The 25,909-nt window shown below is 54.5% G+C and carries 24 protein-coding genes; 17 read left to right on the top strand and 7 right to left on the bottom strand.

Going from position 1 to position 25,909, the window contains the following annotated elements; all coding sequences use genetic code 11:
* The first annotated feature begins 136 nt into the window (after positions 1–136).
* The 5 genes from pgi (at position 137) to HVZ37_RS20640 (ending at position 5,962) form a co-directional block, all read left to right on the top strand.
* Positions 137–1,783 (top strand): glucose-6-phosphate isomerase, encoded by a 1,647-nt coding sequence (gene pgi / locus HVZ37_RS20660; protein WP_125339216.1) that lies wholly within the window; start codon positions 137–139, stop codon positions 1,781–1,783.
* Positions 1,784–2,187: 404 nt separating this feature from the next.
* Positions 2,188–2,430: an exopolysaccharide production protein YjbE gene (yjbE, locus tag HVZ37_RS20655; RefSeq protein WP_042321038.1), complete on the top strand. Its 243-nt coding sequence runs from the start codon at positions 2,188–2,190 to the stop codon at positions 2,428–2,430.
* Positions 2,431–2,493: 63 nt separating this feature from the next.
* On the top strand, positions 2,494–3,132 hold the full coding sequence (locus HVZ37_RS20650) for a YjbF family lipoprotein (RefSeq protein ID WP_044264147.1): 639 nt from the start codon (positions 2,494–2,496) through the stop codon (positions 3,130–3,132).
* Positions 3,129–3,866 (top strand): capsule biosynthesis GfcC D2 domain-containing protein, encoded by a 738-nt coding sequence (locus HVZ37_RS20645; protein WP_044264146.1) that lies wholly within the window; start codon positions 3,129–3,131, stop codon positions 3,864–3,866. Before HVZ37_RS20650 ends, HVZ37_RS20645 begins: the two co-directional genes overlap by 4 nt.
* The gene (locus tag HVZ37_RS20640) at positions 3,866–5,962 is read left to right on the top strand and encodes a YjbH domain-containing protein (protein WP_044264143.1); all 2,097 of its coding nucleotides are present in this window, start codon (positions 3,866–3,868) and stop codon (positions 5,960–5,962) included. The genes HVZ37_RS20645 and HVZ37_RS20640 overlap by 1 nt, the downstream gene beginning before the upstream one ends.
* 12 nt (positions 5,963–5,974) lie before the next feature.
* Here the strand turns inward: HVZ37_RS20640 and HVZ37_RS20635 are convergent, their stop codons facing one another.
* Both HVZ37_RS20635 and HVZ37_RS20630 read right to left on the bottom strand, forming a co-directional pair.
* Positions 5,975–6,439: an acyltransferase gene (locus HVZ37_RS20635; RefSeq protein WP_042999023.1), complete on the bottom strand. Its 465-nt coding sequence runs from the start codon at positions 6,437–6,439 to the stop codon at positions 5,975–5,977.
* Positions 6,440–6,449: 10 nt separating this feature from the next.
* Positions 6,450–6,959, bottom strand: a complete 510-nt coding sequence (locus tag HVZ37_RS20630; RefSeq protein ID WP_181627931.1) for a GNAT family N-acetyltransferase — start codon at positions 6,957–6,959, stop codon at positions 6,450–6,452.
* A 140-nt stretch (positions 6,960–7,099) separates the two neighbouring features.
* Between HVZ37_RS20630 and psiE the strand changes: the two genes are divergently transcribed.
* A complete protein-coding gene (psiE, locus tag HVZ37_RS20625; protein ID WP_042999025.1) occupies positions 7,100–7,510 on the top strand; it encodes a phosphate-starvation-inducible protein PsiE in 411 nt (136 codons plus the stop codon).
* 91 nt (positions 7,511–7,601) lie between these two features.
* Here the strand turns inward: psiE and malG are convergent, their stop codons facing one another.
* From malG to malE, 3 genes are all read right to left on the bottom strand, one after another.
* Positions 7,602–8,492 carry a maltose ABC transporter permease MalG gene (gene malG / locus HVZ37_RS20620; RefSeq protein ID WP_044253369.1) on the bottom strand — a complete coding sequence of 297 codons (891 nt, stop codon included), beginning with the start codon at positions 8,490–8,492 and terminating at the stop codon, positions 7,602–7,604.
* 103 nt (positions 8,493–8,595) lie between these two features.
* Positions 8,596–10,140 carry a maltose ABC transporter permease MalF gene (malF, locus tag HVZ37_RS20615; RefSeq protein ID WP_061069526.1) on the bottom strand — a complete coding sequence of 515 codons (1,545 nt, stop codon included), beginning with the start codon at positions 10,138–10,140 and terminating at the stop codon, positions 8,596–8,598.
* Positions 10,141–10,266: 126 nt separating this feature from the next.
* The gene (gene malE, locus HVZ37_RS20610) at positions 10,267–11,457 is read right to left on the bottom strand and encodes a maltose/maltodextrin ABC transporter substrate-binding protein MalE (protein ID WP_142765445.1); all 1,191 of its coding nucleotides are present in this window, start codon (positions 11,455–11,457) and stop codon (positions 10,267–10,269) included.
* Between the two features lie 369 nt (positions 11,458–11,826).
* Between malE and malK the strand changes: the two genes are divergently transcribed.
* From malK to ubiA, 5 genes are all read left to right on the top strand, one after another.
* On the top strand, positions 11,827–12,936 hold the full coding sequence (gene malK, locus HVZ37_RS20605) for a maltose/maltodextrin ABC transporter ATP-binding protein MalK (protein ID WP_042321056.1): 1,110 nt from the start codon (positions 11,827–11,829) through the stop codon (positions 12,934–12,936).
* A 73-nt stretch (positions 12,937–13,009) separates the two neighbouring features.
* A complete protein-coding gene (locus tag HVZ37_RS20600) occupies positions 13,010–14,335 on the top strand; it encodes a maltoporin (RefSeq protein ID WP_042999029.1) in 1,326 nt (441 codons plus the stop codon).
* Between the two features lie 107 nt (positions 14,336–14,442).
* On the top strand, positions 14,443–15,387 hold the full coding sequence (malM, locus tag HVZ37_RS20595; RefSeq protein WP_044253364.1) for a maltose operon protein MalM: 945 nt from the start codon (positions 14,443–14,445) through the stop codon (positions 15,385–15,387).
* 179 nt (positions 15,388–15,566) lie between these two features.
* The gene (gene ubiC / locus HVZ37_RS20590) at positions 15,567–16,064 is read left to right on the top strand and encodes a chorismate lyase (protein WP_042999031.1); all 498 of its coding nucleotides are present in this window, start codon (positions 15,567–15,569) and stop codon (positions 16,062–16,064) included.
* A gap of 12 nt (positions 16,065–16,076) precedes the next feature.
* A complete protein-coding gene (gene ubiA, locus HVZ37_RS20585) occupies positions 16,077–16,949 on the top strand; it encodes a 4-hydroxybenzoate octaprenyltransferase (RefSeq protein ID WP_181627930.1) in 873 nt (290 codons plus the stop codon).
* A gap of 130 nt (positions 16,950–17,079) precedes the next feature.
* On the opposite strand, the gene plsB is transcribed toward ubiA, so the two are convergent.
* Positions 17,080–19,500, bottom strand: a complete 2,421-nt coding sequence (gene plsB / locus HVZ37_RS20580) for a glycerol-3-phosphate 1-O-acyltransferase PlsB (protein WP_042999033.1) — start codon at positions 19,498–19,500, stop codon at positions 17,080–17,082.
* Positions 19,501–19,670: 170 nt separating this feature from the next.
* Here plsB and HVZ37_RS20575 point away from each other — a divergent pair, with 170 nt between their 5' ends.
* The 4 genes from HVZ37_RS20575 to HVZ37_RS20560 all read left to right on the top strand — a co-directional run bounded on the left by HVZ37_RS20575 (position 19,671) and on the right by HVZ37_RS20560 (position 22,521).
* Positions 19,671–20,039: a diacylglycerol kinase gene (locus HVZ37_RS20575; protein WP_042999034.1), complete on the top strand. Its 369-nt coding sequence runs from the start codon at positions 19,671–19,673 to the stop codon at positions 20,037–20,039.
* 122 nt (positions 20,040–20,161) lie between these two features.
* Positions 20,162–20,770 carry a transcriptional repressor LexA gene (gene lexA, locus HVZ37_RS20570; protein ID WP_042321072.1) on the top strand — a complete coding sequence of 203 codons (609 nt, stop codon included), beginning with the start codon at positions 20,162–20,164 and terminating at the stop codon, positions 20,768–20,770.
* 85 nt (positions 20,771–20,855) lie between these two features.
* On the top strand, positions 20,856–22,181 hold the full coding sequence (gene dinF / locus HVZ37_RS20565; protein ID WP_125339212.1) for an MATE family efflux transporter DinF: 1,326 nt from the start codon (positions 20,856–20,858) through the stop codon (positions 22,179–22,181).
* 130 nt (positions 22,182–22,311) lie between these two features.
* A complete protein-coding gene (locus HVZ37_RS20560) occupies positions 22,312–22,521 on the top strand; it encodes a CsbD family protein (RefSeq protein ID WP_044264125.1) in 210 nt (69 codons plus the stop codon).
* Positions 22,522–22,598: 77 nt separating this feature from the next.
* Here HVZ37_RS20560 and zur read toward each other — a convergent pair whose 3' ends face one another.
* Positions 22,599–23,114, bottom strand: a complete 516-nt coding sequence (gene zur / locus HVZ37_RS20555) for a zinc uptake transcriptional repressor Zur (RefSeq protein WP_181627929.1) — start codon at positions 23,112–23,114, stop codon at positions 22,599–22,601.
* A 281-nt stretch (positions 23,115–23,395) separates the two neighbouring features.
* Here zur and traF point away from each other — a divergent pair, with 281 nt between their 5' ends.
* Together traF and dusA are read left to right on the top strand one after the other, a co-directional pair.
* On the top strand, positions 23,396–24,706 hold the full coding sequence (gene traF / locus HVZ37_RS20550) for a conjugal transfer protein TraF (protein ID WP_044264122.1): 1,311 nt from the start codon (positions 23,396–23,398) through the stop codon (positions 24,704–24,706).
* An 84-nt stretch (positions 24,707–24,790) separates the two neighbouring features.
* Positions 24,791–25,786, top strand: coding sequence for a tRNA dihydrouridine(20/20a) synthase DusA (gene dusA / locus HVZ37_RS20545; RefSeq protein WP_181627928.1), 996 nt, complete (start codon positions 24,791–24,793; stop codon positions 25,784–25,786).
* Positions 25,787–25,909: the final 123 nt, after the last annotated feature.

Raw genomic sequence — 25,909 nt, 5'->3', positions numbered from 1 at the left:
CCGTACTTATAACAACGCTGTTTTTTCACTGTATTTGACCGAAGCCAGGGCAACGGCACTAAAACAATCACACTTTTCTGTGACTGGCGTTACAATCGATCTCAGTCACAATTCTCAAATCAGAAGAGTATTGCTAATGAAAAACATCAATCCAACGCAGACCTCTGCCTGGCAGGCACTACAAAAACACTTTGACGAGATGAAGGACGTTACCCTCGCGGATTTGTTCGCGAAGGATAACGATCGCTTCAGCAAATTCTCCGCAACGTTTGACGATCTGATGCTGGTGGATTACTCCAAAAACCGCATCACCGAAGAGACGCTGGCGAAACTGCAGGATCTGGCGAAAGAGACCGATCTGGCGGGCGCCATCAAATCCATGTTCTCCGGCGAGAAAATCAACCGTACGGAAGATCGTGCCGTGCTGCATGTGGCGCTGCGTAACCGTAGCAATACCCCGATTATGGTTGACGGCAAAGATGTGATGCCGGAAGTCAACGCGGTGCTGGAGAAGATGAAATCTTTCTCCGAAGCCATTATTTCGGGTCAGTGGAAAGGTTATACCGGTAAAGCGATCACCGACGTGGTCAACATCGGTATTGGCGGCTCCGACCTCGGCCCGTTCATGGTGACCGAAGCGCTGCGCCCATACAAAAATCACCTGAATATGCACTTTGTTTCTAACGTCGACGGTACCCATATCGCCGAAGTGCTGAAGAACGTGAATCCGGAAACTACCCTGTTCCTCGTGGCGTCCAAGACCTTCACCACGCAGGAAACCATGACCAACGCCCACAGCGCGCGTGACTGGTTCCTGAAAACCGCCGGTGATGAAAAACACGTTGCGAAACACTTCGCTGCACTGTCTACCAATGCGAAAGCGGTTGGTGAGTTCGGTATTGATACCGCCAACATGTTCGAGTTCTGGGACTGGGTGGGCGGTCGTTATTCTCTGTGGTCAGCGATTGGTCTGTCGATCATCCTGTCTGTCGGCTACGACAACTTTGTGCAACTGCTGTCCGGCGCGCATGCGATGGATAAGCACTTCTCGACCACGCCTCTGGAGAGCAACCTGCCGGTGCTGCTGGCGCTGATCGGCATCTGGTACAACAATTTCTTCGGTGCTGAAACCGAAGCCATCCTGCCGTACGACCAGTATATGCACCGTTTCGCGGCCTACTTCCAGCAGGGCAATATGGAGTCCAACGGGAAATATGTTGACCGTAACGGCAACCCGGTGGATTACCAGACGGGTCCGATCATCTGGGGTGAGCCGGGAACCAACGGTCAGCACGCGTTCTACCAGTTGATTCATCAGGGAACCAAAATGGTGCCTTGTGACTTTATCGCCCCGGCGATTACCCATAACCCGCTGTCCGATCACCATCCGAAGCTGCTGTCTAACTTCTTCGCCCAGACTGAAGCGCTGGCGTTCGGGAAATCCCGCGAAGTGGTGGAGCAGGAATACCGTGACCAGGGTAAAGATCCGGCCACGCTGGAACACGTGGTACCGTTCAAAGTGTTTGAGGGCAACCGCCCGACTAACTCCATCCTGCTGCGTGAAATCACCCCGTTCAGCCTGGGGGCGCTGATCGCCCTGTATGAGCACAAAATCTTTACACAGGGCATCATCCTGAACATCTTTACCTTCGACCAGTGGGGCGTTGAGCTGGGTAAACAGCTGGCAAACCGTATTCTGCCGGAGCTGAAAGATGATAAGGCGATCGAAAGCCACGACAGCTCGACTAACGGATTGATTAACCGTTATAAAGCCTGGCGTTAATCTGCCAGCGTGCCGGATGGCGGCGAATGCCTTATCCGGCAAATTAATAATGAAATCAGCCGATATTATTATCGGCTTTTTTTATAAGATAATTCCGGTTGTTCGTGTTGTTCTCCACCGTTCTATATTGAGCATAATCCTAAAATAATAAATAACCGGAAAATAACGCCGTGTTATTTTAGGATAATACGGATCGTTCAGATGTCAGGTTTTAATGATAACTCGTTGTTTTTAATGTTTATTGTTATTTTAATTAAAGTAAATAATTCAACAAAAGTCCAATTATCCTAAAACCATTCCGCTATTTCCCCCTACCGTAATTCGCATGCTTTAGTTGTGTATACTCGATCCCGCCCGAAACGCTTTTGGGCAAATCTCCATTCATTCAATGAAGGGAAATTGTTATGAAAAAAGTTCTGTATGGCATTTTTGCCATATCTGCGCTTGCGGCGAGTTCTGTCTATGCAGCCCCCGTTCAGGTGGGTGAAGCAGCAGGCTCGGCAGCAACGTCGGTGTCGGCGGGTAGCTCCTCGGCATCCAGCGTGAGCACCGTAAGTTCGGCGGTGGGTGTCGCTCTGGCGGCAACCGGCGGCGGTGACGGTTCCAATACCGGGACCACCACCACAACCACCACCAGTACCCAGTAACACCGGTACGTTTAACTCTAACCACACTTCGGTGTGGTTATTTTGCCCCTCTGGAGAAGAGTCGTGAAGCGACCTGCGCTCATATTACTTTGCCTGCTGTTACAGGCCTGCTCAGCCACCACAAAGCAGCTGGGCAACTCACTGTGGGACAGTCTGTTTGGCACGCCCGGCGTCCAGCTAACGGACGATGATATCCAAAACATGCCCTACGCCAGCCAGTACATGCAGCTCAACGGCGGGCCGCAGCTGTTTGTGGTGCTCGCTTTCGCAGAGAACGGGCAGCAGAAATGGGTGACGCAGGATCAGGCCACTCTCGTGACCCAGCATGGTCGTCTGGTGAAAACGTTGCTTGGCGGCGACAACCTTATCGATGTGAATAACCTCGCAGATGACCCGCTGAGTAAACCGAATCAGATCGTCGACGGTGCCACCTGGACCCGCACGATGGGCTGGACGGAATACAAGCAGGTGCGCTATGCCACCGCGCGCTCCGTCTTTACATGGGATGGCAACGACACGGTAAAAGTCGGTAGCGAAGAGACGCCGGTTCGCGTGCTGGACGAAACTGTCACGACCGATCAAGCGCGCTGGCATAACCGTTACTGGATCGATAACGAAGGGCAAATTCGCCAGTCGGAGCAGTATCTGGGCGCGAACTTCTTCCCGGTGAAAACCACGCTGATTAAGGCGGCAAAATTATGATGAAACGGACTCTTGCAGCGCTGATCTTCAGTCTGAGCGCGTCATCTGTTTTTGCTGCGGGGACCGTTAAGGTCTTTAGCGCCGGTAGCACAGAGCCGAAAACGCTTACCGGCGCTGATCATCTTATCGATCTGGTGGGACAGCCCAGACTGGCGAACAGCTGGTGGCCTGGCGCGGTGATCGCTGAAGAGAAAGCGACCGTGAAAGCGCAGGGCCAACAGCAGGCGCTGCTGGCGCACCTGGCGGCGTTAAGCGCCAACGCAAGCGGGGACGATGCAGCCGCCATTAACGCGTTGCGCCAGCAAGTTCAGGCGCTGAAGGTGACGGGTCGACAACTGGTGAATCTCGATCCGGACATCGTGCGGGTCAGCGAGCGCGGCAATCCGCCGTTGCAGGGCAACTACACGCTGTGGGTCGGCGGGCAGCCGACGGACGTCACGCTCTTTGGCTTGATAAGCCGTCCCGGAAAACAGCCGTTTATGCCCGGACGCGACGTCGTCAGCTATCTCGATGGACAAGACCGGCTCAGCGGCGCGGATCGCAGCTATGCGTGGCTTGTTTATCCCGATGGCCGAACGCAGAAGGTGCCGGTGGCGTACTGGAATAAGCGTCACGTTGAACCGATGCCTGGCAGCATCATTGTTGTCGGACTGGATGATTCTCTCTGGAGCAGCGAACCGGAAGCGCTGAACGCCGACATTCTTCATACCCTGACGCAGCGGATACCTGAATAATGAAAAAAACATATCTGCTCAGCTTACTGGCGCTGGGCATCAGCGCAGCCTGCCATGCCGAAACGTATCCGGCGCCGATTGGACCCTCTCAGTCGGATTTTGGCGGCGTGGGATTATTACAGACCCCAACCGCGCGCATGGCGCGTGAAGGGGAGTTGAGCCTCAACTATCGTGATAACGATCAGTACCGTTACTACTCCGCCTCCGTACAGCTTTTCCCCTGGCTGGAAACCACGCTGCGCTACACCGATGTGCGGACCAAAAAGTACAGCAGCGTCGAATCGTTTTCCGGCGATCAAACCTACAAAGATAAAGCGTTCGATCTGAAGTTACGCCTGTGGGAAGAGAGCTACTGGATGCCGCAGGTGTCGGTCGGTGCGCGAGATATCGGCGGGACTGGCCTGTTTGATGCGGAATACCTCGTGGCGAACAAAGCCTGGGGACCGTTTGATTTCTCACTCGGCCTCGGCTGGGGATATCTGGGAACCAGCGGCAACGTCAGTAACCCGCTCTGTTCGTACAGCGATAAATATTGCTACCGCGATAACCGCTATAAACAAGCTGGCTCCATTGATGGCAGCCAGATGTTCCACGGCCCGGCATCGTTGTTTGGCGGCGTTGAGTACCAGACGCCGTGGCAGCCCCTGCGGCTGAAGCTGGAATATGAGGGCAATAACTACCAGCAGGATTTTGCGGGCAAGCTGGAACAGAAAAGCAAGTTTAACGTCGGCGCCATTTACCGCGTCACCGATTGGGCCGACGTTAACCTCAGCTATGAACGTGGTAACACCTTTATGTTTGGGGTAACGCTGCGGACTAATTTCAACGACTTACGCCCATCGTATAACGATAACGCGCGGCCGAAATACCAGCCGCAACCGCAGGACGCGATCCTGCAACACTCAGTGGTGGCGAATCAGTTGACGCTGCTGAAATACAACGCCGGACTGGCAGATCCGCAGATTCAGGTGAAAGGCGACACGCTGTACGTGACCGGCGAGCAGGTGAAATACCGCGACTCGCGTGAAGGTATTGAACGGGCGAATCGGATCGTGATGAACGATTTGCCAGAGGGGATCCGCACGATCCGCGTGACGGAAAACCGTCTCAACCTGCCGCAGGTCACCACCGAAACGGACGTCAGCAGCCTGAAACGCCATCTGGAAGGCGAACCGTTGGGACAGGAAACGCCGCTGGCGCAACAGCGCCTTGAGCCGATAGTACCGGAACGCACTGAGCAGGGCTGGTATATCGACAAGTCGCGCTTCGACTTCCACCTCGATCCGGTGCTGAACCAGTCCGTGGGCGGACCGGAAAACTTCTACATGTACCAGTTGGGTGTGATGGCGACGGCGGATCTGTGGGTGACCGATCACCTGCTGACCACCGGAAGCTTGTTTGGCAATCTCGCCAATAACTACGATAAATTCAACTACACCAATCCGCCGAACGATTCGAAGCTGCCGCGTGTGCGTACCCGCGTGCGTGAATATGTGCAGAACGACGTTTATGTGAACAACCTGCAAGCTAACTATTTCCAGTACTTGGGTAACGGTTTCTATGGTCAGGTCTACGGGGGTTATCTTGAAACCATGTATGGCGGGGCGGGGGCAGAAGTGCTGTACCGTCCGGTCGACAGCAACTGGGCGTTTGGTCTGGATGCAAACTACGTGAAACAGCGTGACTGGCGCAGCGCGCAGGACATGATGAAATTCACCGACTACAGCGTGAAGACCGGACACCTGACGGCCTACTGGACGCCGTCATTCGCCCAGGACGTGCTGGTGAAAGCAAGCGTCGGTCAGTATCTGGCGGGGGATAAAGGCGGCACGCTGGATATCTCTAAACGCTTTGACAGCGGCGTGGTGGTGGGTGGTTACGCCACGCTTACCAACGTCTCGCCGGATGAGTATGGCGAAGGGGATTTCACCAAAGGCGTCTACGTGTCGATTCCGTTGGATCTCTTCTCTTCCGGCCCGACCCGCAGTCGTGCGGCCATCGGCTGGACGCCGCTGACGCGTGATGGGGGTCAGCAGCTCGGACGTAAATTCCAGCTCTATGACATGACCAGCGATAAAAGTGTGAATTTCCGCTGAGTTAACGTGGTTTTATCCAGCCGGAAGACGGCGTAATAATCTGGCTGGATTACCCGCATATACGCCTTTTTCGGTGATTGATTTGGTCACCACGCTACCCGCACCGATAACTACGCCATCGCAGATACTGACCGCCAGTATTGTCGCGCCGCTACCAATGGAGACATCGTCACCAAGAGTAATTCGTCCCCAACTGCTGCGGTCGGCATTGGGTTTTCCTTCCCGAAACATATCGTTAGCGAACATGACGCCGTGGCCGATAAAGCAGCGGGAACCGATGGTGACATATTCGCAAATGAAGGTATGCGACTGGATTTTTGTCTCTGCGCCAATCTGCGTATTTCCCTGAATTTCGACAAAGGGGCCGACAAAAACGTTGTCGCCAAGCCGGCAGTCGTAGAGATTGGCGGGTTCATAAATCACCACATTTTCACCACAGGTGACATTGCGGAGGGTGGACTGACGAATCGTTGCCATTTTGGGTCTCTCAGAGCGGTTTTTCCATGACGTGAAGCGTAGTGGTCTGCGACGTGGTGGAAAAAAAAGTGTTTTTCACAAAGGTCATTCCCTGCTGTTCATAGAACTGACGTGCCCGGGGGTTATCCGCCAGTACCTCCAGCCAGATCCGTGTTTCCCCTTGCGCTTTGGCCTGACGGACCACTTCGGCAAAAAGCTGTTCACCGTACTGTTTGCCAGTTTCGCCCGGCAGAAGGTAGATCTTATTCAGCAATGTCCCCGGCGGGTCTTGTGGCTCAAGGGCCTGATGTAACGAATACTTCGCAAAACCAATCGGGACGTCAGTAAAAGCGATCAACCAGAAGGTGCCCGCTTCTGCGAGACTTCTGGCGATGGCGGGCAGAGAATATTCCTGCTCAAGATACGCCGCCAGTTCGTCATCATTTTTCCACAGATGGGCAAAATGATGACGATAGCTGGTATATCCCATTGTGCTCAACAGGCTGGCATCGTCGCGTATTGCCATTTGAAACCGAAGCATTTCGCCTTCCTTTCAGAATGTTAGGGTTGAATGGATTGTCACACCCTTTTCTGATTGCACAAAACATAAACAAAAAATATAGATCTCCGTCACATTTTTGCGTTATACAGGAACCTCACCACTGAGAAAGAGGTGCTGTTATGACGTCACTATCTCGTCCGCGCGTGGAGTTTATCTCTACGATCCTACAGACCGTGTTGAACCTTGGGCTGTTGAGTCTGGGCCTGATCCTGGTCGTATTCCTCGGCAAAGAGACACTGCATCTGGCTGATGTGCTTTTCGCGCCTGAACAAGCCAGCAAGTATGAGCTGGTGGAAGGGCTGGTTGTCTACTTTCTCTATTTCGAATTTATCGCGCTGATTGTGAAGTACTTTCAGTCAGGCTTTCACTTTCCGCTGCGCTATTTCATCTATATCGGGATCACCGCGATTGTCCGGCTGATCATCGTCGATCACAAATCGCCAATGGACGTGTTGATCTATTCGGCGGCGATCCTGCTGCTGGTGATCACCCTCTGGATGTGTAATTCGAAACGCCTGAAGCGCGAGTAAAAAAAGGCGCTCCGTGGAGCGCCGAATTACAGTCACAAGTTGGATAAAACAAGTTGAGGGTGCAGTGGCATTACAGGTACTTCGATGAAACTTAGCCTTTGACTCCGCCCGCCGTCAGGCCGTTGACTAGCCAGCGCTGCGCCAGCAGGAAGACCAGAGTGATTGGAATCGCGGACAGCACGGCGGCAGCGGCAAAATCGCCCCACAGATAGTTTTGTGGGTTGAGGTACTGCTGCATCCCGACCGCCAGGGTGTAGCTGTTCACATCACGTAGCAACAGTGAGGCAACCGGTACTTCGGTGATGGCGGCAATGAACGACAGAATAAAGACCACCGCCAGAATGGGCACCGACAGCGGCAGCAACACCAGACGGAACGCCTGCCACGGGGTTGCTCCATCCAGTGCGGCCGCTTCTTCCAGCGAGCCGTCGATGGTTTCGAAATAGCCTTTGATGGTCCACACATGCAGTGCGATACCGCCGAGATAGGCGAAGATCACCCCGCCGTGGGTGTTCAGACCGATAAACGGAATGTACTGACCGAGGCGATCGAACAACGCGTACAACGCGACCAGCGACAGCACCGCCGGGAACATCTGGAAAATCAGCATTCCTTTGAGCAGCGTGGCTTTGCCAGGGAAGCGCATACGGGCAAAAGCGTAGGCACAGGTAGTGGACAGCGCCACGATACCCATTGCGGTGATCCCGGCGATTTTCACCGAGTTCCACAGCCATAACAGTACCGGGAAGGGGGGCGGCGTGACGCGGCCATCAGCGTGTTCAACGCTAAAGCCCAGCGCCAGCCGCCAGTGCTCCCAGGAGATTTTTTCCGGGATCAGGCTCCCGGTCGCAAAGTTACCTTCACGCAGCGAGATGGCGATAACCATCAGCAGCGGGAACATGATCGCCGCGATAAATATCAGTAGCAGCAGGTGCGTGATAAAGAGGCGCAACTTTTGAGATTTCGGTTGGACCATAGCCATAATTTTTCTTCACTCCTTAATACCGCTCCAGGCTATTTCACTTGCCATTCTGAATGCTGGCAGCATCCAGACTGGCGGCGCCAATGACGCCTGGTGATGCTGATTAATCAAATTTCATGCGTGTGGCTTTCAGGTTCACAATCGCCAGGGCGCCGACCAGCAGGAAGATCAGCGTGGCGATTGCCGCCGCCAGACCAAAGTCCTGACCGCCGCCGCCTTCAAAGGCGATGCGATAGGTGTAGCTCACTAACAGGTCGGTATACCCGGCTGGCGTGGTCGTTCCGAGGCGATCCGGACCGCCGTTGGTTAACAGTTGAATCAGCACGAAGTTGTTAAAGTTAAAGGCGAAGCTGGCGATCATCAGCGGCGTCAGCGGCTTGATCAGCAGCGGGAGCGTAATCTTAAAGAAGTTCTGGAACGGGCCTGCGCCATCCATTGCCGAGGCTTCGTACAGGTCGTCCGGAATCGCTTTCAGCAAGCCCATGCACAGGATCATCATGTACGGATAACCGAGCCAGGTGTTGACGATAATAATCATCGAACGGGCAGTGGTCGGATCGCTGAACCACGCTGGTTTGATGCCAAACAGCGCGCTCAGCATCATGTTGATTTCACCAAAGCTCTGGTTGAACAGCCCTTTGAAAATCAGAATTGAGATAAACGACGGCACAGCGTACGGCAGGATCAGCAGGACGCGGTAAATGGCCTTACCTTTCAGCGATTCCCACTGCACCAGACACGCCAGCACCATCCCCACGGCGACGGTCAGAATCACGGTCAGCACTGAGAAAACCACCGTCCACACGAAGATGGCGAAGAATGGCTTCTGGATCCCTTCGTCCGTAAAGACGCGGGTAAAGTTATCCCAGCCGATGGTCACGGTGTAGCCTGGACTCAGCTTCTCATCACCCCAGTTGCCGTCCGCATTGATGGACTGGTAATAGCCGATGCCGTTATTGGGACGGTATTTCACGCCGCTCTGGTTGTTGGTTAACATGCCGTCATCAGCGAGGGTGTACAGCGGCTGCGTACCGGAGAACTGGCGCAGCGAGCTCATGATCACTTTACTGCCATCGGGCATCACGGCGGTAATCTGATTCAGCGCCTGGCGATTCTGGGTGATGATGCGCAGCGTTGCGCGTTCACCGGTCGGCAGGGCGTCTGTCTCTTTCAGCGCCAGCTTTTGCTCGCCACCAAATTTAAAAGCGTCGGAGAGGTAATTCTTTCCGGTTTCGCCGTCGGTGAGGGCCAGTTGCCACTCTTCACCGGCAGGATACAGCCCGAAGTTAAAGGATTTACCCGCCTGATAAGAGCGGTCCATCAGCACCTCTTGGGCGCGTTCGAAAGTGAGCTGGTTGGTGCTGCTGTAGTTGGTAAAGGCAATGGCGATGGTGCAAATCAGCGGAAACAGGACAAACAGTCCCATACCTGCCATGCCAGGGTAAACGTAGCGCCAGGCGTAGGTCTTACGGTTGGCAAAAATGTACAGGCCAGCAGAGCTTAAAATCAGCGTCATGATGGCGAACAGGTACTCCCCCTGTGCATACATTAAAACAACAAGGTAACCCACCAGCAGGCCCAGCAGACCTATCACTGACCATTTCAGCGTGTCGCTTTGCCACCAATGTTTCTTTTTAATGACATCCATGGGGATCTTCCTCTACAACAGTGAAATCTTGTCGTGAATGTGCCGGATGGCGACATAAATGCCTTATCCGGCCTACAGACGTTTGTAGGCCTGATAAGCGCAGCGCCATCAGGCACATCGACAGCATTACTTGGTGATACGGCCCTGCGCGTCTTTCAGTGCTGCGTCAACGGTCTGACGACCGCTGGCGGCGTTGATGACCGCCGTACGAACCGCGTACCAGAACGCAGACATCTGCGGGATGTTCGGCATGATTTCGCCTTTCTGTGCGTTATCCATGGTGGCGGCGATACGTGGGTCTTTCGCTAATTGATCCTGATAGGATTTCAGCGCCACGGCGCCCAGCGGTTTGTCCTTGTTCACTTCTTCCAGACCCTGATCGGTCAGCAGGTAGTTTTCCAGGAACTCTTTTGCCAGTTCTTTATTCGGGCTGGCGGCGTTAATACCGGCACTCAGCACGCCGACGAACGGTTTAGACGGTTTGCCTTTGAAGGTTGGCAGCAGGGTGACGCCGTAGTTCACTTTGCTCTTATCGATGTTCGTCCATGCCCACGGACCGTTGATGGTCATCGCCGTATCGCCTTTGTTAAAGGCCGCTTCGGCGATGGAGTAGTCGGTGTCGGCGTTCATGTGTTTGTTCTTGATGAGGTCAACCAGGAAGCCCAGACCCGCTTTCGCGCCTGCGCTGTCGACGCCCACGTCTTTCACGTCGTACGTGCCGTTTTCAAACTTGAATGCGTAACCGCCGTCGGCAGCAATCAGCGGCCAGGTGAAGTACGGCTCTTGCAGGTTGAACATCAGCGCGCTCTTACCTTTCGCCTTCAGCTCTTTATCCAGTGCCGGAATTTCTTCCCAGGTCTTCGGCGGGTTTGCCACCAGATCTTTGTTGTAAATCAGCGACAGCGCTTCAACCGCGATCGGATAGGCGATCAGCTTGCCGTTGTAACGCACGGCATCCCAGGTGAACGGATAGAGTTTTTCCTGGAACGCTTTATCCGGCGTGATTTCAGCCAGCAGGCCAGACTGTGCGTAACCGCCAAAACGATCGTGCGCCCAGAAAATGATGTCCGGACCGTCACCGGTTGCCGCGACCTGCGGGAATTTCTCTTCCAGCTTGTCCGGGTGCTCGATGGTCACTTTGATACCGGTGTCTTTCTCGAATTTTTTACCCACTTCGGCCAGGCCGTTATAGCCTTTGTCGCCGTTAATCCAGATAACCAGTTTACCTTCTTCAATTTTGGCCAGAGCCGGTGCGGAAATCATCATTGCTGCGAGGGCGGACAATGCGAAAACGCGTGCGCCAGTCTTGATCTTCATATCTGCCATCCTTTTGGTGATGTGCTCGTGGTAAGACTTCAGTGGTTCAACGTGACTCAGTCTCCTTATTTGACATCCTCTTTCCATCCTCCTTACCCCTACGCCCCACCCGCTCTTTATGTGATCTGTGTTGCAGAAATATGAGTAATGCGTACTGGCGCACATAAAAACAGACTCATTTTTGCGGGGAACATCACGAAATTACGCGATGTCCCCCGGCCAGGGTCTCAGACTTCCTTCCCTCATCCTCCCGACTCCTCCCCCATAAAAAAGCTGGGGGGTGGAGGATTCACGCTCGCAGTGAATCCCGCATAGTCAGGCCATCATGAATGTTGCTGTCAATGACAGGTTGTAACGAAGGGAGAAGGCATGGCGAGCGTACAGCTGCGAAATGTAACGAAAGCCTGGGGTGATGTGGTGGTATCGAAAGATATCAATCTCGACATTCACGAAGGGGAATTCGTGGTGTTTGTTGGACCGTCAGGCTGCGGCAAATCGACCCTGCTCCGTATGATTGCCGGACTTGAAACGATTACCAGCGGAGACCTCTACATTGGGGAAACCCGCATGAACGATATCCCACCAGCAGAGCGTGGCGTCGGGATGGTCTTCCAGTCCTACGCGCTCTACCCCCATTTATCCGTTGCCGAAAATATGTCGTTTGGCCTGAAACTGGCGGGCGCGAAAAAAGAGGTAATGAATCAGCGTGTTAACCAGGTTGCCGAAGTGCTGCAACTGGCGCATCTGCTGGAGCGTAAACCGAAAGCCCTTTCAGGGGGACAGCGCCAGCGCGTGGCGATTGGCCGAACGCTGGTGGCGGAACCGCGTGTGTTCCTGCTCGATGAACCCCTCTCCAACCTTGATGCCGCGCTGCGCGTGCAGATGCGTATCGAAATCTCCCGTCTGCATAAACGCCTGGGTCGCACGATGATCTACGTCACCCACGATCAGGTCGAAGCGATGACGCTGGCCGACAAAATCGTGGTGCTGGATGCCGGTCGCGTCGCGCAGATTGGCAAGCCGCTGGAACTGTATCACTACCCGGCAGACCGCTTCGTCGCGGGTTTTATTGGTTCACCGAAGATGAACTTCCTGCCGGTGAAAGTCACCGCAACCGCCATCGACCAGGTGCAAGTGGAACTGCCGAACCGTCAGCACGTCTGGCTACCGGTCGACAGCCGTGATGTGCAGGTCGGTGTAAATATGTCGTTAGGTATTCGTCCGGAGCATTTGCTGCCCAGTGATATCGCCGATGTCACGCTGGAAGGCGAGGTTCAGGTCGTCGAACAGCTTGGTCACGAAACACAGATTCATATTCAGATCCCCGCCATTCGTCAAAACCTGGTGTACCGCCAGAACGACGTGGTGTTGGTAGAAGAGGGCGCCACATTCGCTATTGGCCTGCCGCCAGAGCGTTGTCATCTGTTCCGTGAAGATGGCACCGCATGTCGTCGGTTGCATAAAGAGCCCGGTGTTTAAGGTGTCCCATTAAAAAAAGCGCAAAACCCTACGGTGAAGCGTGCAAAGAAAAGCAATGATCTCAGGAGATAGAATGATGATTACTCTGCGCAAACTCCCCCTGGCGGTTGCCGTCGCAGCAGGCATTATGTCTGTTCAGGCAATGGCAGTGGATTTCCATGGTTATGCTCGTTCCGGTATCGGCTGGACGGGTAGTGGCGGCGAACAACAATGTTTCCAGGCAACCGGTGCTCAAAGTAAATACCGTCTTGGCAACGAATGTGAAACGTACGCGGAACTTAAACTGGGCCAGGAAGTCTGGAAAGAGGGCGATAAGAGCTTCTATTTTGACACCAACGTTGCCTACTCCGTGGCACAGCAGAATGACTGGGAAGCCACCGACCCGGCATTCCGTGAAGCGAACGTACAGGGTAAAAACCTGATCGACTGGCTGCCTGGCTCCACCATCTGGGCAGGTAAGCGCTTCTATCAGCGTCATGACGTTCACATGATCGACTTCTACTACTGGGATATTTCAGGTCCTGGCGCCGGTATCGAAAATATCGATCTGGGCTTCGGTAAACTGTCTCTGGCCGCCACCCGTTCTCAGGAAGCCGGCGGCTCTTACATCTTCAGCAGCAATGATATCTATGACCGTTACAAAGACACGGCGAACGACGTTTTCGACGTGCGTTTAGCCGGTCTGGAAACGAACCCGGACGGCGTGCTGGAACTGGGTGTTGACTACGGTCGTGCGAACAAAACTGACGGTTACAGCTATGCCGACGGTGCCACTAAAGACGGCTGGATGTTCACCGCTGAACATACGCAAAGCATGCTGAAAGGCTACAACAAGTTTGTCGTTCAGTACGCTACCGACGCAATGACGACTCAGGGTAAAGGGATCCCGCAGGGCTCCTTCACGGGTAACAACTACAACCCTGATACGGAAATTGGCGTCGTTAACAACGAAATCAACAACAACGGTAGTCTGGTGCGTATCCTCGACCACGGAGCTATCTCTCTGGGCGACCGTTGGGACCTGATGTACGTCGGTATGTATCAGGATATCGACCGTGACGATAACAACGGTTCAACCTGGTACACCGTCGGTGTGCGTCCGATGTTCAAATGGACACCGATCATGAGCACCCTGATGGAAATCGGCTACGACAACGTGAAGTCTCAGCGTACCGACGACACCAACAACCAGTACAAAATTACCCTGGCGCAACAGTGGCAGGCTGGCGACAGCATCTGGTCCCGCCCGGCTATCCGTGTCTTCGCGACCTACGCGAAGTGGGATGAGAAATGGGGTTACGACAACGGCATTGCCTACAGCGATACCAGCGCGCGCACCTACAGCCGTGGCGACAACGATGAGTGGTCCTTCGGTGCTCAGATGGAAATCTGGTGGTAATCCGGCACTAACCTGACGTAGCGAGGGGCGTAAGCCCCTCTGTTTCTCGCGGTTTAGCGCGCTATTGCCTGGCCACCGCTGAACCCACGCTTTCTGAGGTGATAACAATGAAAATGAAGAAAAGTCTCGTCGCCCTTTGTTTATCCGCAGGGTTAGTTGCCAGTGCGCCGGGCATCAGCCTGGCTGACGTGAATTACGTTCCACAGAATACCAGCGCCGCACCGACGATTCCGACGGCGGCACTCCAGCAGTTAACCTGGACGCCGGTTGACCAGTCCAACACGCAAACCACACAGCTTTCGACCGGCGGTCAGCGTCTTGATGTCGCGGGCATCTCCGGTCCGGTTGCCGCTTACAGCGTACCGGCGAACATCGGGGAGCTAAACATAACGCTCACCAGCGAAGTGAACAAACAAACCAGTGTCTTCGCGCCCAACGTCCTGATTCTCGATCAGAACATGACGCCTTCTGCGTTCTTCCCCAGCAGCTATTTCACCTACCAGGAACCGGGCGTGATGAGCGCGGATCGTCTGGAAGGGGTGATGCGCCTGACGCCAGCGCTGGGCCAGCAGAAGCTTTATGTTCTGGTCTTTACGACCGAGAAAGATCTTCAGCAGACCACCAAACTGCTCGATCCAGCGAAAGCCTACGCCAAAGGCGTGGGTAACTCGGTGCCGGATATTCCGGATCCGATTGCCCGTCATACCACCGACGGTCTGCTGAAGCTGAAAGTGAAAACCAGCAGCAGTTCCAGCGTGCTGGTGGGGCCATTGTTTGGTTCTTCCGGCCCGGGTCCGGTGACGGTGGGCAATACCGCCGCACCTGCACCGACCTACGCTGCACCTGCTGCCGCGCCGGTGGTTGCACCTGCGCCCGCGAAGAAAAGCGAGCCGATGTTGAACGACACCGAAAGCTACTTTAACAAAGCGATTAAAGACGCCGTCGCGAAAGGTGACGTTGATAAAGCGCTGAAACTGCTTGATGAAGCTGAACGTCTGGGATCAACATCTGCCCGTTCCACCTTTATCAGCAGTGTAAAAGGCAAGGGGTAATTTCTCCCCACATTGCTGATTTGCAACAACTGGTGCGTCAACTGGCGCACCTTTTTTTTAGCATTTCCTGCGACTTGTTACGTTTCTGTTGCGTAACAGATCACTTAATTATGTTTCCATCTTCCGTAAGCGCTTTTCTGCGATACAATGCCTTTCAGTTATGAAACGGAGAGTCAGGCATGTCACACCCCGCGTTAACGCAACTGCGTGCGCTGCGCTATTTTGAAGAGATTCCCGCCCTGGATCCAGAACAGCTCGACTGGCTGCTACTGGAAGATTCCATGACAAAACGTTTTGAACAACAGGGAAAACGGGTCACTGTGACCCTGATCAGGGAGGGATTTGTCGGTCAAAATGAGGTGGTGGAAGAGCTGACGCGACTGCCAAAAGAATCCCGCTACTGGCTGCGTGAAATCCTGCTCTGTGCCGATGATGAACCCTGGCTGGCTGGACGCACCGTGGTGCCTGAATCCACGCTGTCCGGCCCCGAACTGGCCTTACAACACTTAGGCAAAACCCCGCTGGGGCGTTATCTGTTTACATCATCGACGTTGACCCGAGATTTTATTGAGATTGGTTGTGATGCCGGGCTGTGGGGACGTCGTTCCCGCCTGCGACTGAGCGGTAAGCCGCTAATGCTGACCGAACTGTTTTTACCTGCATCGCCGTTGTACTAAGAGGAAAATAAAATGGAGTGGAGTCTGACGCAAAATAAGCTGCTGGCGTTTCACCGCTTGATGCGTACGGATAAGCCCATCGGCGCCTTACTGCTGCTCTGGCCGACGCTGTGGGCTCTGTGGGTAGCGACCCCTGGCGTCCCTCAAGGGTGGATCCTGGCGGTGTTTGTCGCCGGGGTCTGGCTGATGCGTGCCGCCGGATGCGTGGTTAATGACTATGCCGATCGAAAATTTGACGGACACGTAAAACGCACGGCGAACCGCCCATTACCTAGCGGCGCAGTGACGGAGAAAGAGGCCCGGACGCTGTTTGTGGTGCTGGTACTGCTCGCTTTTCTGTTGGTATTAACGCTCAACACCATGACCATATTGCTGTCGGTTGCAGCACTGGCGCTGGCGTGGGTCTATCCGTTTATGAAGCGCTACACCCACCTGCCGCAGGTAGTGCTGGGGGCGGCGTTTGGCTGGTCGATCCCGATGGCCTTCGCGGCGGTGAGTGAGTCGGTACCCTTGAGCTGCTGGCTGATGTTCCTGGCCAATATCTTGTGGGCGGTGGCCTACGACACGCAGTACGCGATGGTTGATCGCGATGACGATCTGAAAATCGGCATTAAATCGACGGCCATTCTGTTTGGCGAACATGACAAGCTGATTATCGGTATCTTGCAGGTGGCGGTGCTGGCGCTGATGGCGCTGATTGGCTGGCTGAACGGTCTGGGGCTGGGTTATTACTGGTCTGTGCTGGTCGCGGGCGCGCTGTTTGTTTATCAACAGAAACTGATTGCCAACCGCGAACGCGAGGCCTGCTTTAAAGCATTCATGAACAATAACTACGTCGGGCTGGTGTTGTTTATCGGTCTGGCAATGAGCTACTGGCACTCATAAAGCATCTTGCCCGGTGGCGCTGCGCTTATCGGGCCTACCAAACCGTAAGCCGATGTAGGCCGGATCAGGCGGAACGCCGCCATCCGGCAATCTAACATAAAAAAGCCGGTCATCTTGACCGGCTTTTTCTTTACTCGCTCTGCGTCGCGCTCTCGATGGTGAGGCGTACATCCGACGTGATGAGTTCCGCCAACATCTGATACACCTTCATCGTTTCGCCCGGCTCCGCATCGCCGGTATCGCTGATGTAACCCTCGTCACGCAGAGTCAGCACCAGTGAGCTGAACACCGCCTTGTCGAAGAATTCCGGCGCGTTAATACCGTGCAGCACGGACAGACGCTGCGCCACGGTGCGGCTTTCTTTCTCCAGCGTCCCGCGGTTGATCGACGGGTTAGCGCTCAGCAGCCAGAAGGTGATGGCATAACGCTGCAGCGTTTCGCGCGCACCCGCGGCCAGCAGTTGCAGCGTACGGGAATGAGCCGGATTGATATGCAGTTCATCATCCTGAACGGTAATCAGCCCCTGACGCTGCATTTCAGCCGTCAGCGCGTCAATCACGTCTGCCAGCTCATCGCGCTCCCAGCGCAGGAACAGCTCGGCTTTCAGCATCGGGTAGAGCACGTCAACGTGTTGCAGCAACGCTTCGCGGGAAATATGACGATGCTGGGTGACGATCGCCGCCATCAGTGACGGTAGCACCAGCATATGCGCGATGTTATTGCGATAGTAGGTCATCAGCACCGCCTGCTCGCGCGGCAGAATGATGATATCGCCAATGGTATCCTTCTCGACTTCGAATTTGTTCATCTGCAACGCGTGATCGATAAGATCGCTGGCGTTGACAGACGGCACGGTCGAATCAGAGGAATACGGCACGTTGCGCATCAGATCCAGGTAACAGTTGAGCTGCTCGGTCAATTGTTCGCGGGTCAGCGAACGCTGGCGAGACGCTAACAGCGCGGTGCAGCACAGGTTCATGGCGTTCGCCGCACCCGCATTGTTAATACGCACCATCAGCTCCGCCGCAATCCCGTTTACCGTCGGCGTCAGCCAGGCTGGACGCACGGCTTCGATCGGATCGATAGACTCGCGCCACTCCGGCACGTGGTGATTCAGGTAGGTCATCAATGGCATTGGCTCGCCAAAGTTGACGTAGCCCTGACCGAGATTACGCAGCTTGCTCAGGCCACGCAGCATCTGCGGCAGGCTCTCTTTCTCTTTGGTCGCGCCGCGCAGCTCTTTGGCATAGGTTCCTACTTCCATCACGTGCTCGTAACCGATGTAAATCGGCACCAGGGTTATCGGACGGGTACCTCCGCGCAGCATCGCCTGAATGGTCATCGACAGCGTGCCGGTTTTTGGATCCAGCAGACGACCGGTACGGGAACGACCGCCTTCGACAAAGTATTCAACCGAGTAGCCGCGGCTGAACAGTTCGCCCAGATACTCACGGAAGACGGTGGAATAGAGTTTGTTGCCTTTAAAGGTACGACGAATAAAGAACGCGCCCAGGCGGCGGAAGATCGGGCCCGCCGGCCAGAAGTTCAGGTTGATACCCGCAGCGATGTGCGGCGGCACCAGCCCCTGGTGATAGAGCACGTAGGAGAGCAGCAGGTAGTCCATGTGGCTGCGGTGGCAGGGAACATAAACAATTTCGTGCCCGTCGTGCGCCAGTTGGCGAACGCGTTCTGCGTTGTGAACGTTAATCCCCTGATACAGCCGGTTCCAGGTGAATCCCAGAATACGGTCAGTCAGGCGAATCATCTCGTAAGAGAAGTTGGCGGCGATCTCTTCCATCAGCGCAATGGCGTTTTGCTGCGCCTTTTCATGGGAGATTTTCTTGCTGCGCGCTTCGTCTTCTACCGCGCGGGCAATCGCTTTGGACGCCAGCAGCTTGTTGAAGAGATCCTGACGCGCAGGCAAACGTGGCCCCACAGCGGCCAGGCGCTGACGGGCGAAGTGCATACGCGCCACACGCGCCAGTTTCTGCGCAATGGTTTTATCCGTGCCGTGCTCATCGGCCATTCGGCGCAGAGAGACGGAAGGCGAGAAGCGGACAAAGCTGTCGCGGCCAAGCCAGGAGACGGCAAAGAATTTCTGAATGCCATTAAGCATGCGCAGCGGCGGGTTAACCTCGCCCTTTTCACGACCCGGAGAACGTCCAAACATCACCGACACCGGCACCATTTGCACATCCAGATCCGGATTGCTGCGATGCAGGTCGAGATAGTTATGGAACAGCTTGATGGACTCTTCTTTCGGCGTGTAATAGGTGAAGACACGCGGTCCGCCGTGAATGAACACATAGCGTGGCAACTGTGTGCCATCGATCTCCAGCGGTTCTAACGGGTCGGGGAGATCGTGCGCCAGACATTGCGCGCGCAGCGTCAGCAAGTCCGCTTTGGAGTTGTACGGCAAAACGTACATAATTGGGCGAGAGGTGTCGAGTCCCAATTCCGGGGCAGGATCTGCCGGAATAGACTTGCTTTTTACCAGTACACTTAATGGTAAATTCAGGATTTTGTAGTAAATTCGTGGCCAGCCGGACATAAACGATGTAAAGCCTCTGGTTAATAATGCAATTGCGTTGCAAGGATATCAGAAAGTCATGTGAATTTCTGGTCTATCCCGTCATACTTCGCGCCGCGTTGCCCTAACTCGAATTACATGAGTTAACAAGACAATGTCATTGACGCCAATAATGCAAAAAGGTTCTTTTAATGGCTAATAATACCACTGGATTCACCCGAATTATCAAAGCTGCAGGCTATTCCTGGAAAGGTTTTCGCGCCGCGTGGATTAACGAGGCCGCGTTCCGTCAGGAAAGCGTGGCGGCGCTGCTGGCCGTGGCTATCGCCTGCTGGCTGGACGTGGATGCCATTACGCGCGTTCTGCTGATAGGCTCTGTCATGCTGGTCATGATTGTTGAAATTCTGAACAGCGCCATCGAGGCGGTAGTGGACCGTATCGGCTCTGATTATCACGAACTTTCTGGTCGCGCAAAAGATATGGGGTCGGCGGCGGTACTGCTTTCTATCATTGTGGCGCTGATCACCTGGGGACTCCTGTTGTGGCCACATTTTCGCTAACGTTTTTCGACCCTGATTCCATAACCGGCTAAATCTGCTGTCGAATGTGTAGTTTGTGGTTCCAAAATCACCTTTAGCTGTATATACTCACAGCATAACTGTATATACACCCAGGGGGCGGAATGAAAGCGTTAACGGCCAGGCAACAAGAGGTGTTTGATCTCATTCGGGATCACATCAGCCAGACAGGTATGCCACCGACGCGTGCGGAGATCGCACAGCGTTTGGGGTTCCGTTCCCCAAACGCGGCTGAAGAACACCTGAAGGCGCTGGCACGTAAAGGGGCGATTGAAATCGTCTCCGGTGCTTCTCGCGGCATTCGACTGCTGCAGGAAGAAGAGGAAGGGTTACCGCTCATCGGTCGCGTTGCGGCGGGCGAGCCGCTGCTGGCGCAGCAGCACATTGAAGGCCATTATCAGGTGGATCCATCTTTGTTTAAGCCGAACGCCGATTTCCTGCTGCGCGTCAGCGGAATGTCGATGAAAGACATCGGCATTATGGATGGCGATCTGCTGGCGGTACACAAAACCCAGGACGTGCGTAACGGTCAGGTGGTTGTAGCGCGTATCGACGATGAAGTGACGGTCAAGCGCCTGAAAAAACAGGGCAATAAAGTTGAACTGCTGCCCGAAAACAGCGAATTTAAACCAATCCTGGTTGACCTTCGCGAACAGAATTTTACCATCGAAGGACTGGCCGTTGGCGTCATCCGTAATGGTGAATGGCTGTAGTACTTCTTTAGGCCGGATAAGGCGTTTACGTCGTTATCCGGCACTCTCACCACTCTCGTTATGACCTCTTCTCAGGCTCGTCTCCATGCCTTTTTTTGCTTCTGCTGACAAAGCACTCTGGCGTCTCGCCTTACCGATGATTTTCTCCAATATCACCGTTCCGCTGCTGGGACTGGTGGATACGGCGGTCATTGGTCACCTGGACAGCCCCGTCTATCTCGGCGGTGTGGCGGTGGGCGCAACCGCAACCAGCTTTCTGTTCATGCTACTGCTCTTCTTACGGATGAGCACCACCGGGCTGACGGCGCAGGCATTCGGCGCGAAGAATCCTCAGGCGCTGGCGAGGGCTCTGGTGCAACCGCTGATCCTGGCTTTGGGCGCAGGGACATTGATTGCTATCTTCCGCACGCCGATTATCGACCTGGCGCTACACATTGTCGGCGGCAGCGAAGCGGTGCTGGAACAGGCGAGGCGATTCCTGGCCATTCGCTGGCTGAGCGCGCCGGCGTCACTGGCGAATCTGGTTCTGCTCGGTTGGTTACTGGGCGTGCAATACGCGCGTGCGCCGGTGATCCTGCTGATTGTCGGCAATATCCTGAACATTGTGCTCGACCTCTGGCTGGTAATGGGGCTGCATATGAACGTGCAGGGGGCCGCACTGGCGACGGTGATTGCGGAATATGCGACGTTGCTGATCGGTTTGTTGATGGTGCGTAAGGTCTTGCACTTGCGGGGCGTCTCTCTCGTCATGCTCAGGCAGGCCTGGCGCGGAAACTTTCGTCGCCTTCTGGCGCTTAATCGCGACATCATGCTGCGTTCGCTGCTCCTGCAACTCTGTTTTGGTGCCATTACCGTGCTGGGGGCCAGACTGGGTAGCGATATCATCGCCGTTAACGCCGTGTTGATGACGTTGCTGACGTTTACGGCCTATGCGCTGGATGGCTTTGCCTACGCCGTGGAGGCGCATTCCGGTCAGGCCTATGGCGCCCGCGATGGCAGTCAGTTGCTGGAGGTCTGGCGCGCGGCGTGCCGTCAGTCAGGTATTGTCGCACTGCTGTTCTCAGTGGTTTATCTGCTCGCGGGCGAACAGATCGTCGCGCTGCTGACATCACTTCCGCAAATCCAGCAACTGGCCGATCGCTATCTGCTCTGGCAAGTGATTTTGCCGTTGGTCGGCGTCTGGTGCTATCTGCTGGATGGTATGTTTATCGGTGCAACGCGGGCGGCTGAAATGCGTAACAGTATGGCGGTCGCGGCTGCCGGGTTTGCGCTGACCCTGCTGGCGCTCCCCGTATTGGGGAATCACGGTTTGTGGCTGGCGCTGGCGGTTTTCCTGACGCTGCGCGGACTGTCATTAGCCTGGATCTGGCGGCGCCACTGGCGGAATGGGACCTGGTTTTCGGCTTCGTGATGGTTAAAGATTCTGAATAGTGAATTGAACCCAGAATCTCTGACTACACTTAATCTCACGTCCAGCAGAAAACGAACGCAGTTGGGCGGTTTACTCTCACTATTCACAGCCTAATAAAGAGGACTTTATGATGAATAAAGACGAAGCCGGCGGTAACTGGAAACAATTTAAAGGTAAAGTGAAAGAGCAGTGGGGCAAACTGACCGATGACGATATGACAGTCATTGAAGGTAAGCGTGATCAACTGGTCGGTAAGATTCAGGAACGTTATGGTTACGAGAAAGACCAGGCGGAGAAAGAGGTCGTTAGCTGGGAAAAACGCAACGACTATCGCTGGTAAGCTACCCTCATACCCGTGAGTACATGGATGTAAGCCCCTCTGTTTGCTTCGGGCGGCATAGCATGCCGCCCATTTCCTTAATGGGGTTTCTTTTTAACCTGAATCGAATGATCGTGCTGACACTCGCCAGGGTGACGGCAGGCTTCCACTTCCACGCAGGCTGAGCATAATCCGTGTGCTTCAATCACATTGTGGCGCAGGGCAAACCCCATCTTCGCCGCCAGCATATGCATAATGTCTTCCACGCCCTCCGCACACTCTTCTTTCACCGCACCACAGCGGTCGCAGATAAACATCGCGGAAGTATGAGTTGGCTGATCGAACAGGTAACACAGCACGTAGCTGTTGGTGGATTCAACCTTATGCACAAACCCTTGTTCAAGCAGAAAATCAAGTGCGCGATAGACCGTTGGCGGCTTGGCCTGCGGTTCTGATTCACGCAGCAGGTCGAGCAGATCGTAAGCGCTAATTGCGCCTTCCTGAAGGCTCATCAGACGCAACACCTCAAGGCGCTGTGGGGTCAGGCGCACATTGCGTTGCGCGCACAGTTTTTCAGCTTGCGCCAGCAACTCTTGCGTTGTGGTCTTTTCCATTGGGCACCTCGGATCGCGTGAAGTAAGAAAACCCTCACTTTATCATGTTATGGGAGAAACGCCGAGATCCAGGCCGGCACGATAAATCGCCTGCTAATCTTTCCCTGTTTCGCATTCTCTTCTATACATATTGATGTCTGTCACATAATAAAAACGTTCCAGCAAGTTCTGCATGGAGCGAATAGCGTCATCTTCACCCATTTTATCACAGCAATAGTCCTACTCAGCCGCGTTGATACTGGCTGAGGCATTATTTCACCTGCAAATAAAATAGGTTTACTGTGAATAAAAATTTTAATTTTTCGGTGGTGGCAATTGCGGTCTCGTTCCTGGTTTCCCAACAGGCGAACGCGGCGAATACCTGGGCGGAAGCGCGTAACGACGCGATGGGCGGAACGGGCGTGGCGTCGGCAAATTATGGTAGCGGGGTTCTCATTAACCCGGCGTTGCTGGCGAAAGCGAAGCCTGAAGACAGCGTTACCGTGATTCTTCCGGCGGTCGGTGCACAAATCACCGACAAAGATAATCTTCAGGATGAAATTGATGAGATCAGCGACAAAATCGATTACTACGATGAGGTGGTTGATAATCTGACGCCGCAGGAAGTTTTGCTCAACCCGCGCGGCGTGTTGAATCAGTTTCAGGGCGCGGCACGCGATCTTGCCGATGAACTCGAATACCTGAAAGGGAAAACGGCACGCGCCAGTGCAGGGGCGGGACTGGCGGTGAGCATTCCCAATGAGACGCTTTCCCTGGCTTTCGTGGCGAAGGGCTATGCGCATGGACGGGTCAGTTCATCCATTGATCAGGGTGATATTGACTATCTGCGCCGGATTGAGGGCAGCGATACCTATGCGCTCGTTGAAGCCGGGAAGGCGGCGATTGAAGGCTCAGATGAGATAACCAAACACCTCAACTCGACGGCATCGGGACGCGCGGCAATTGTTTCAGATTATGGTATCGCCGTTGCCCGACAGTTTACGTTCGGCGATGTGCCGGTGTCGATTGGCGTTACGCCAAAACTGCAAAAAACCTGGCTCTACAATTACACCACCTCTATCTATAACTACGACAGCAGCGACTGGAACAGTAGTCGTTATCGTAATGATGACACTGGTTTTAACGTCGACGCCGGGATTGCGGCGGACTTTGGTGAACACTGGACGGTGGGGATCAGCGGGCAGAACCTCATTTCACGCGATCTGGATACCAAATCGATCACTATCACCCACGGCATGACGGGTGAAACGCGAAACTACAAAGACACGTACCAGATTCGCCCGCTGGTCACCGCCGGTGTGGCGTGGCAAAACGAGCTGCTGACGCTGAGTGCAGACGGTGATTTGACCGAAACCAAAGGTTTCAAAAGCGAGGAAAACTCACAGTATGTTGGCGTTGGTGCTGAAGTCCGGCCGCTCGACTGGCTGGCCGTGCGTGCCGGTTATCGTGCTGACGTGAAAGATAACGACAGCAACGTCTTTACCGGCGGCGTCGGGTTTGCCCCGTTCAACCGCGTACATCTTGACTTGATGGGACTGTATGGCGAGGACGAAACCTGGGGCGCAGGCGCGCAGGTCAGCGTGACGTTCTGATGGGGATAACCGGAGACATTACGTCTCCGGTTTTGCCTGTGCTATAGTAGCGCCCCCAATTTACAGGATGCTCAAAAAACCACCATGTCACCAGAATCACAATCTGCCTTTCCCGCTCACCGTTTTTCCATCGCGCCTATGCTCGACTGGACGGACAGACACTGCCGCTACTTCCTGCGCTTATTGTCTCGCCAGACGCTGCTCTATACCGAGATGGTGACGACGGGGGCGATTATTCATGGCAAAGGAGATTATCTGGCATACAGCGAAGAAGAGCATCCGGTCGCTCTGCAGCTAGGCGGCAGCGATCCGGCAGCGTTGGCGCACTGCGCGAAGCTGGCTGAAGCGCGCGGCTACGACGAGATCAACCTCAACGTCGGCTGTCCGTCCGATCGTGTACAAAATGGCATGTTTGGCGCCTGTCTGATGGGCAATGCGCAATTGGTGGCAGACTGCGTGAAGGCGATGCGTGACGTGGTGTCGATTCCGGTGACCGTGAAAACCCGTATTGGTATTGACGATCAGGATAGCTACGAATTTCTTTGCGATTTCATCAATACGGTGTCTGGCCGCGGTGAGTGCGAGATGTTCATCATCCACGCCCGTAAGGCCTGGCTCTCCGGATTAAGTCCGAAGGAAAACCGTGAAATCCCGCCGCTGGATTATCCGCGCGTTTATCAGTTAAAACGCGACTTCCCACAGTTGACAATGTCCATCAACGGCGGGATTACGTCGCTGGAACAGGCGAAGGCGCATCTTGGACACATGGACGGCGTGATGGTCGGGCGTGAAGCCTATCAGAACCCTGGCATTCTGGCCGCTGTCGATCGCGAAATATTTGGCTCCTCAACTGCTGATGCCGATCCGGTTACGGTGGTGCGGGCCATGTATCCTTATATCGAACGTGAACTGAGCAAGGGCACGTATCTTGGTCATATTACGCGCCACATGCTGGGGCTGTTTCAGGGGATCCCGGGGGCGCGCCAGTGGCGTCGCTACCTGAGCGAAAACGCCCATAAAGCCGGTGCCGATGTTAATGTGCTGGAGCATGCGCTGAAGCTGGTGGCCGATAAGCGTTAGATTTTCACTAAAAAGTAGTCAATTTCACCACGCCCTGCAAAGTTTTGCGGGGCGTTTTGCTGAAAAATCAAGAAATTAAGTTTGGCATGATTTTTGTAATGGTCTGGGCAGGAATTCATTATG

Origin of the sequence: Citrobacter sp. RHB35-C17 (assembly GCF_013816795.1) — a bacterium.
Classification (GTDB): domain Bacteria; phylum Pseudomonadota; class Gammaproteobacteria; order Enterobacterales; family Enterobacteriaceae; genus Citrobacter_A; species Citrobacter_A amalonaticus.
This window is presented reverse-complemented; position numbering and strand designations above follow the sequence as displayed.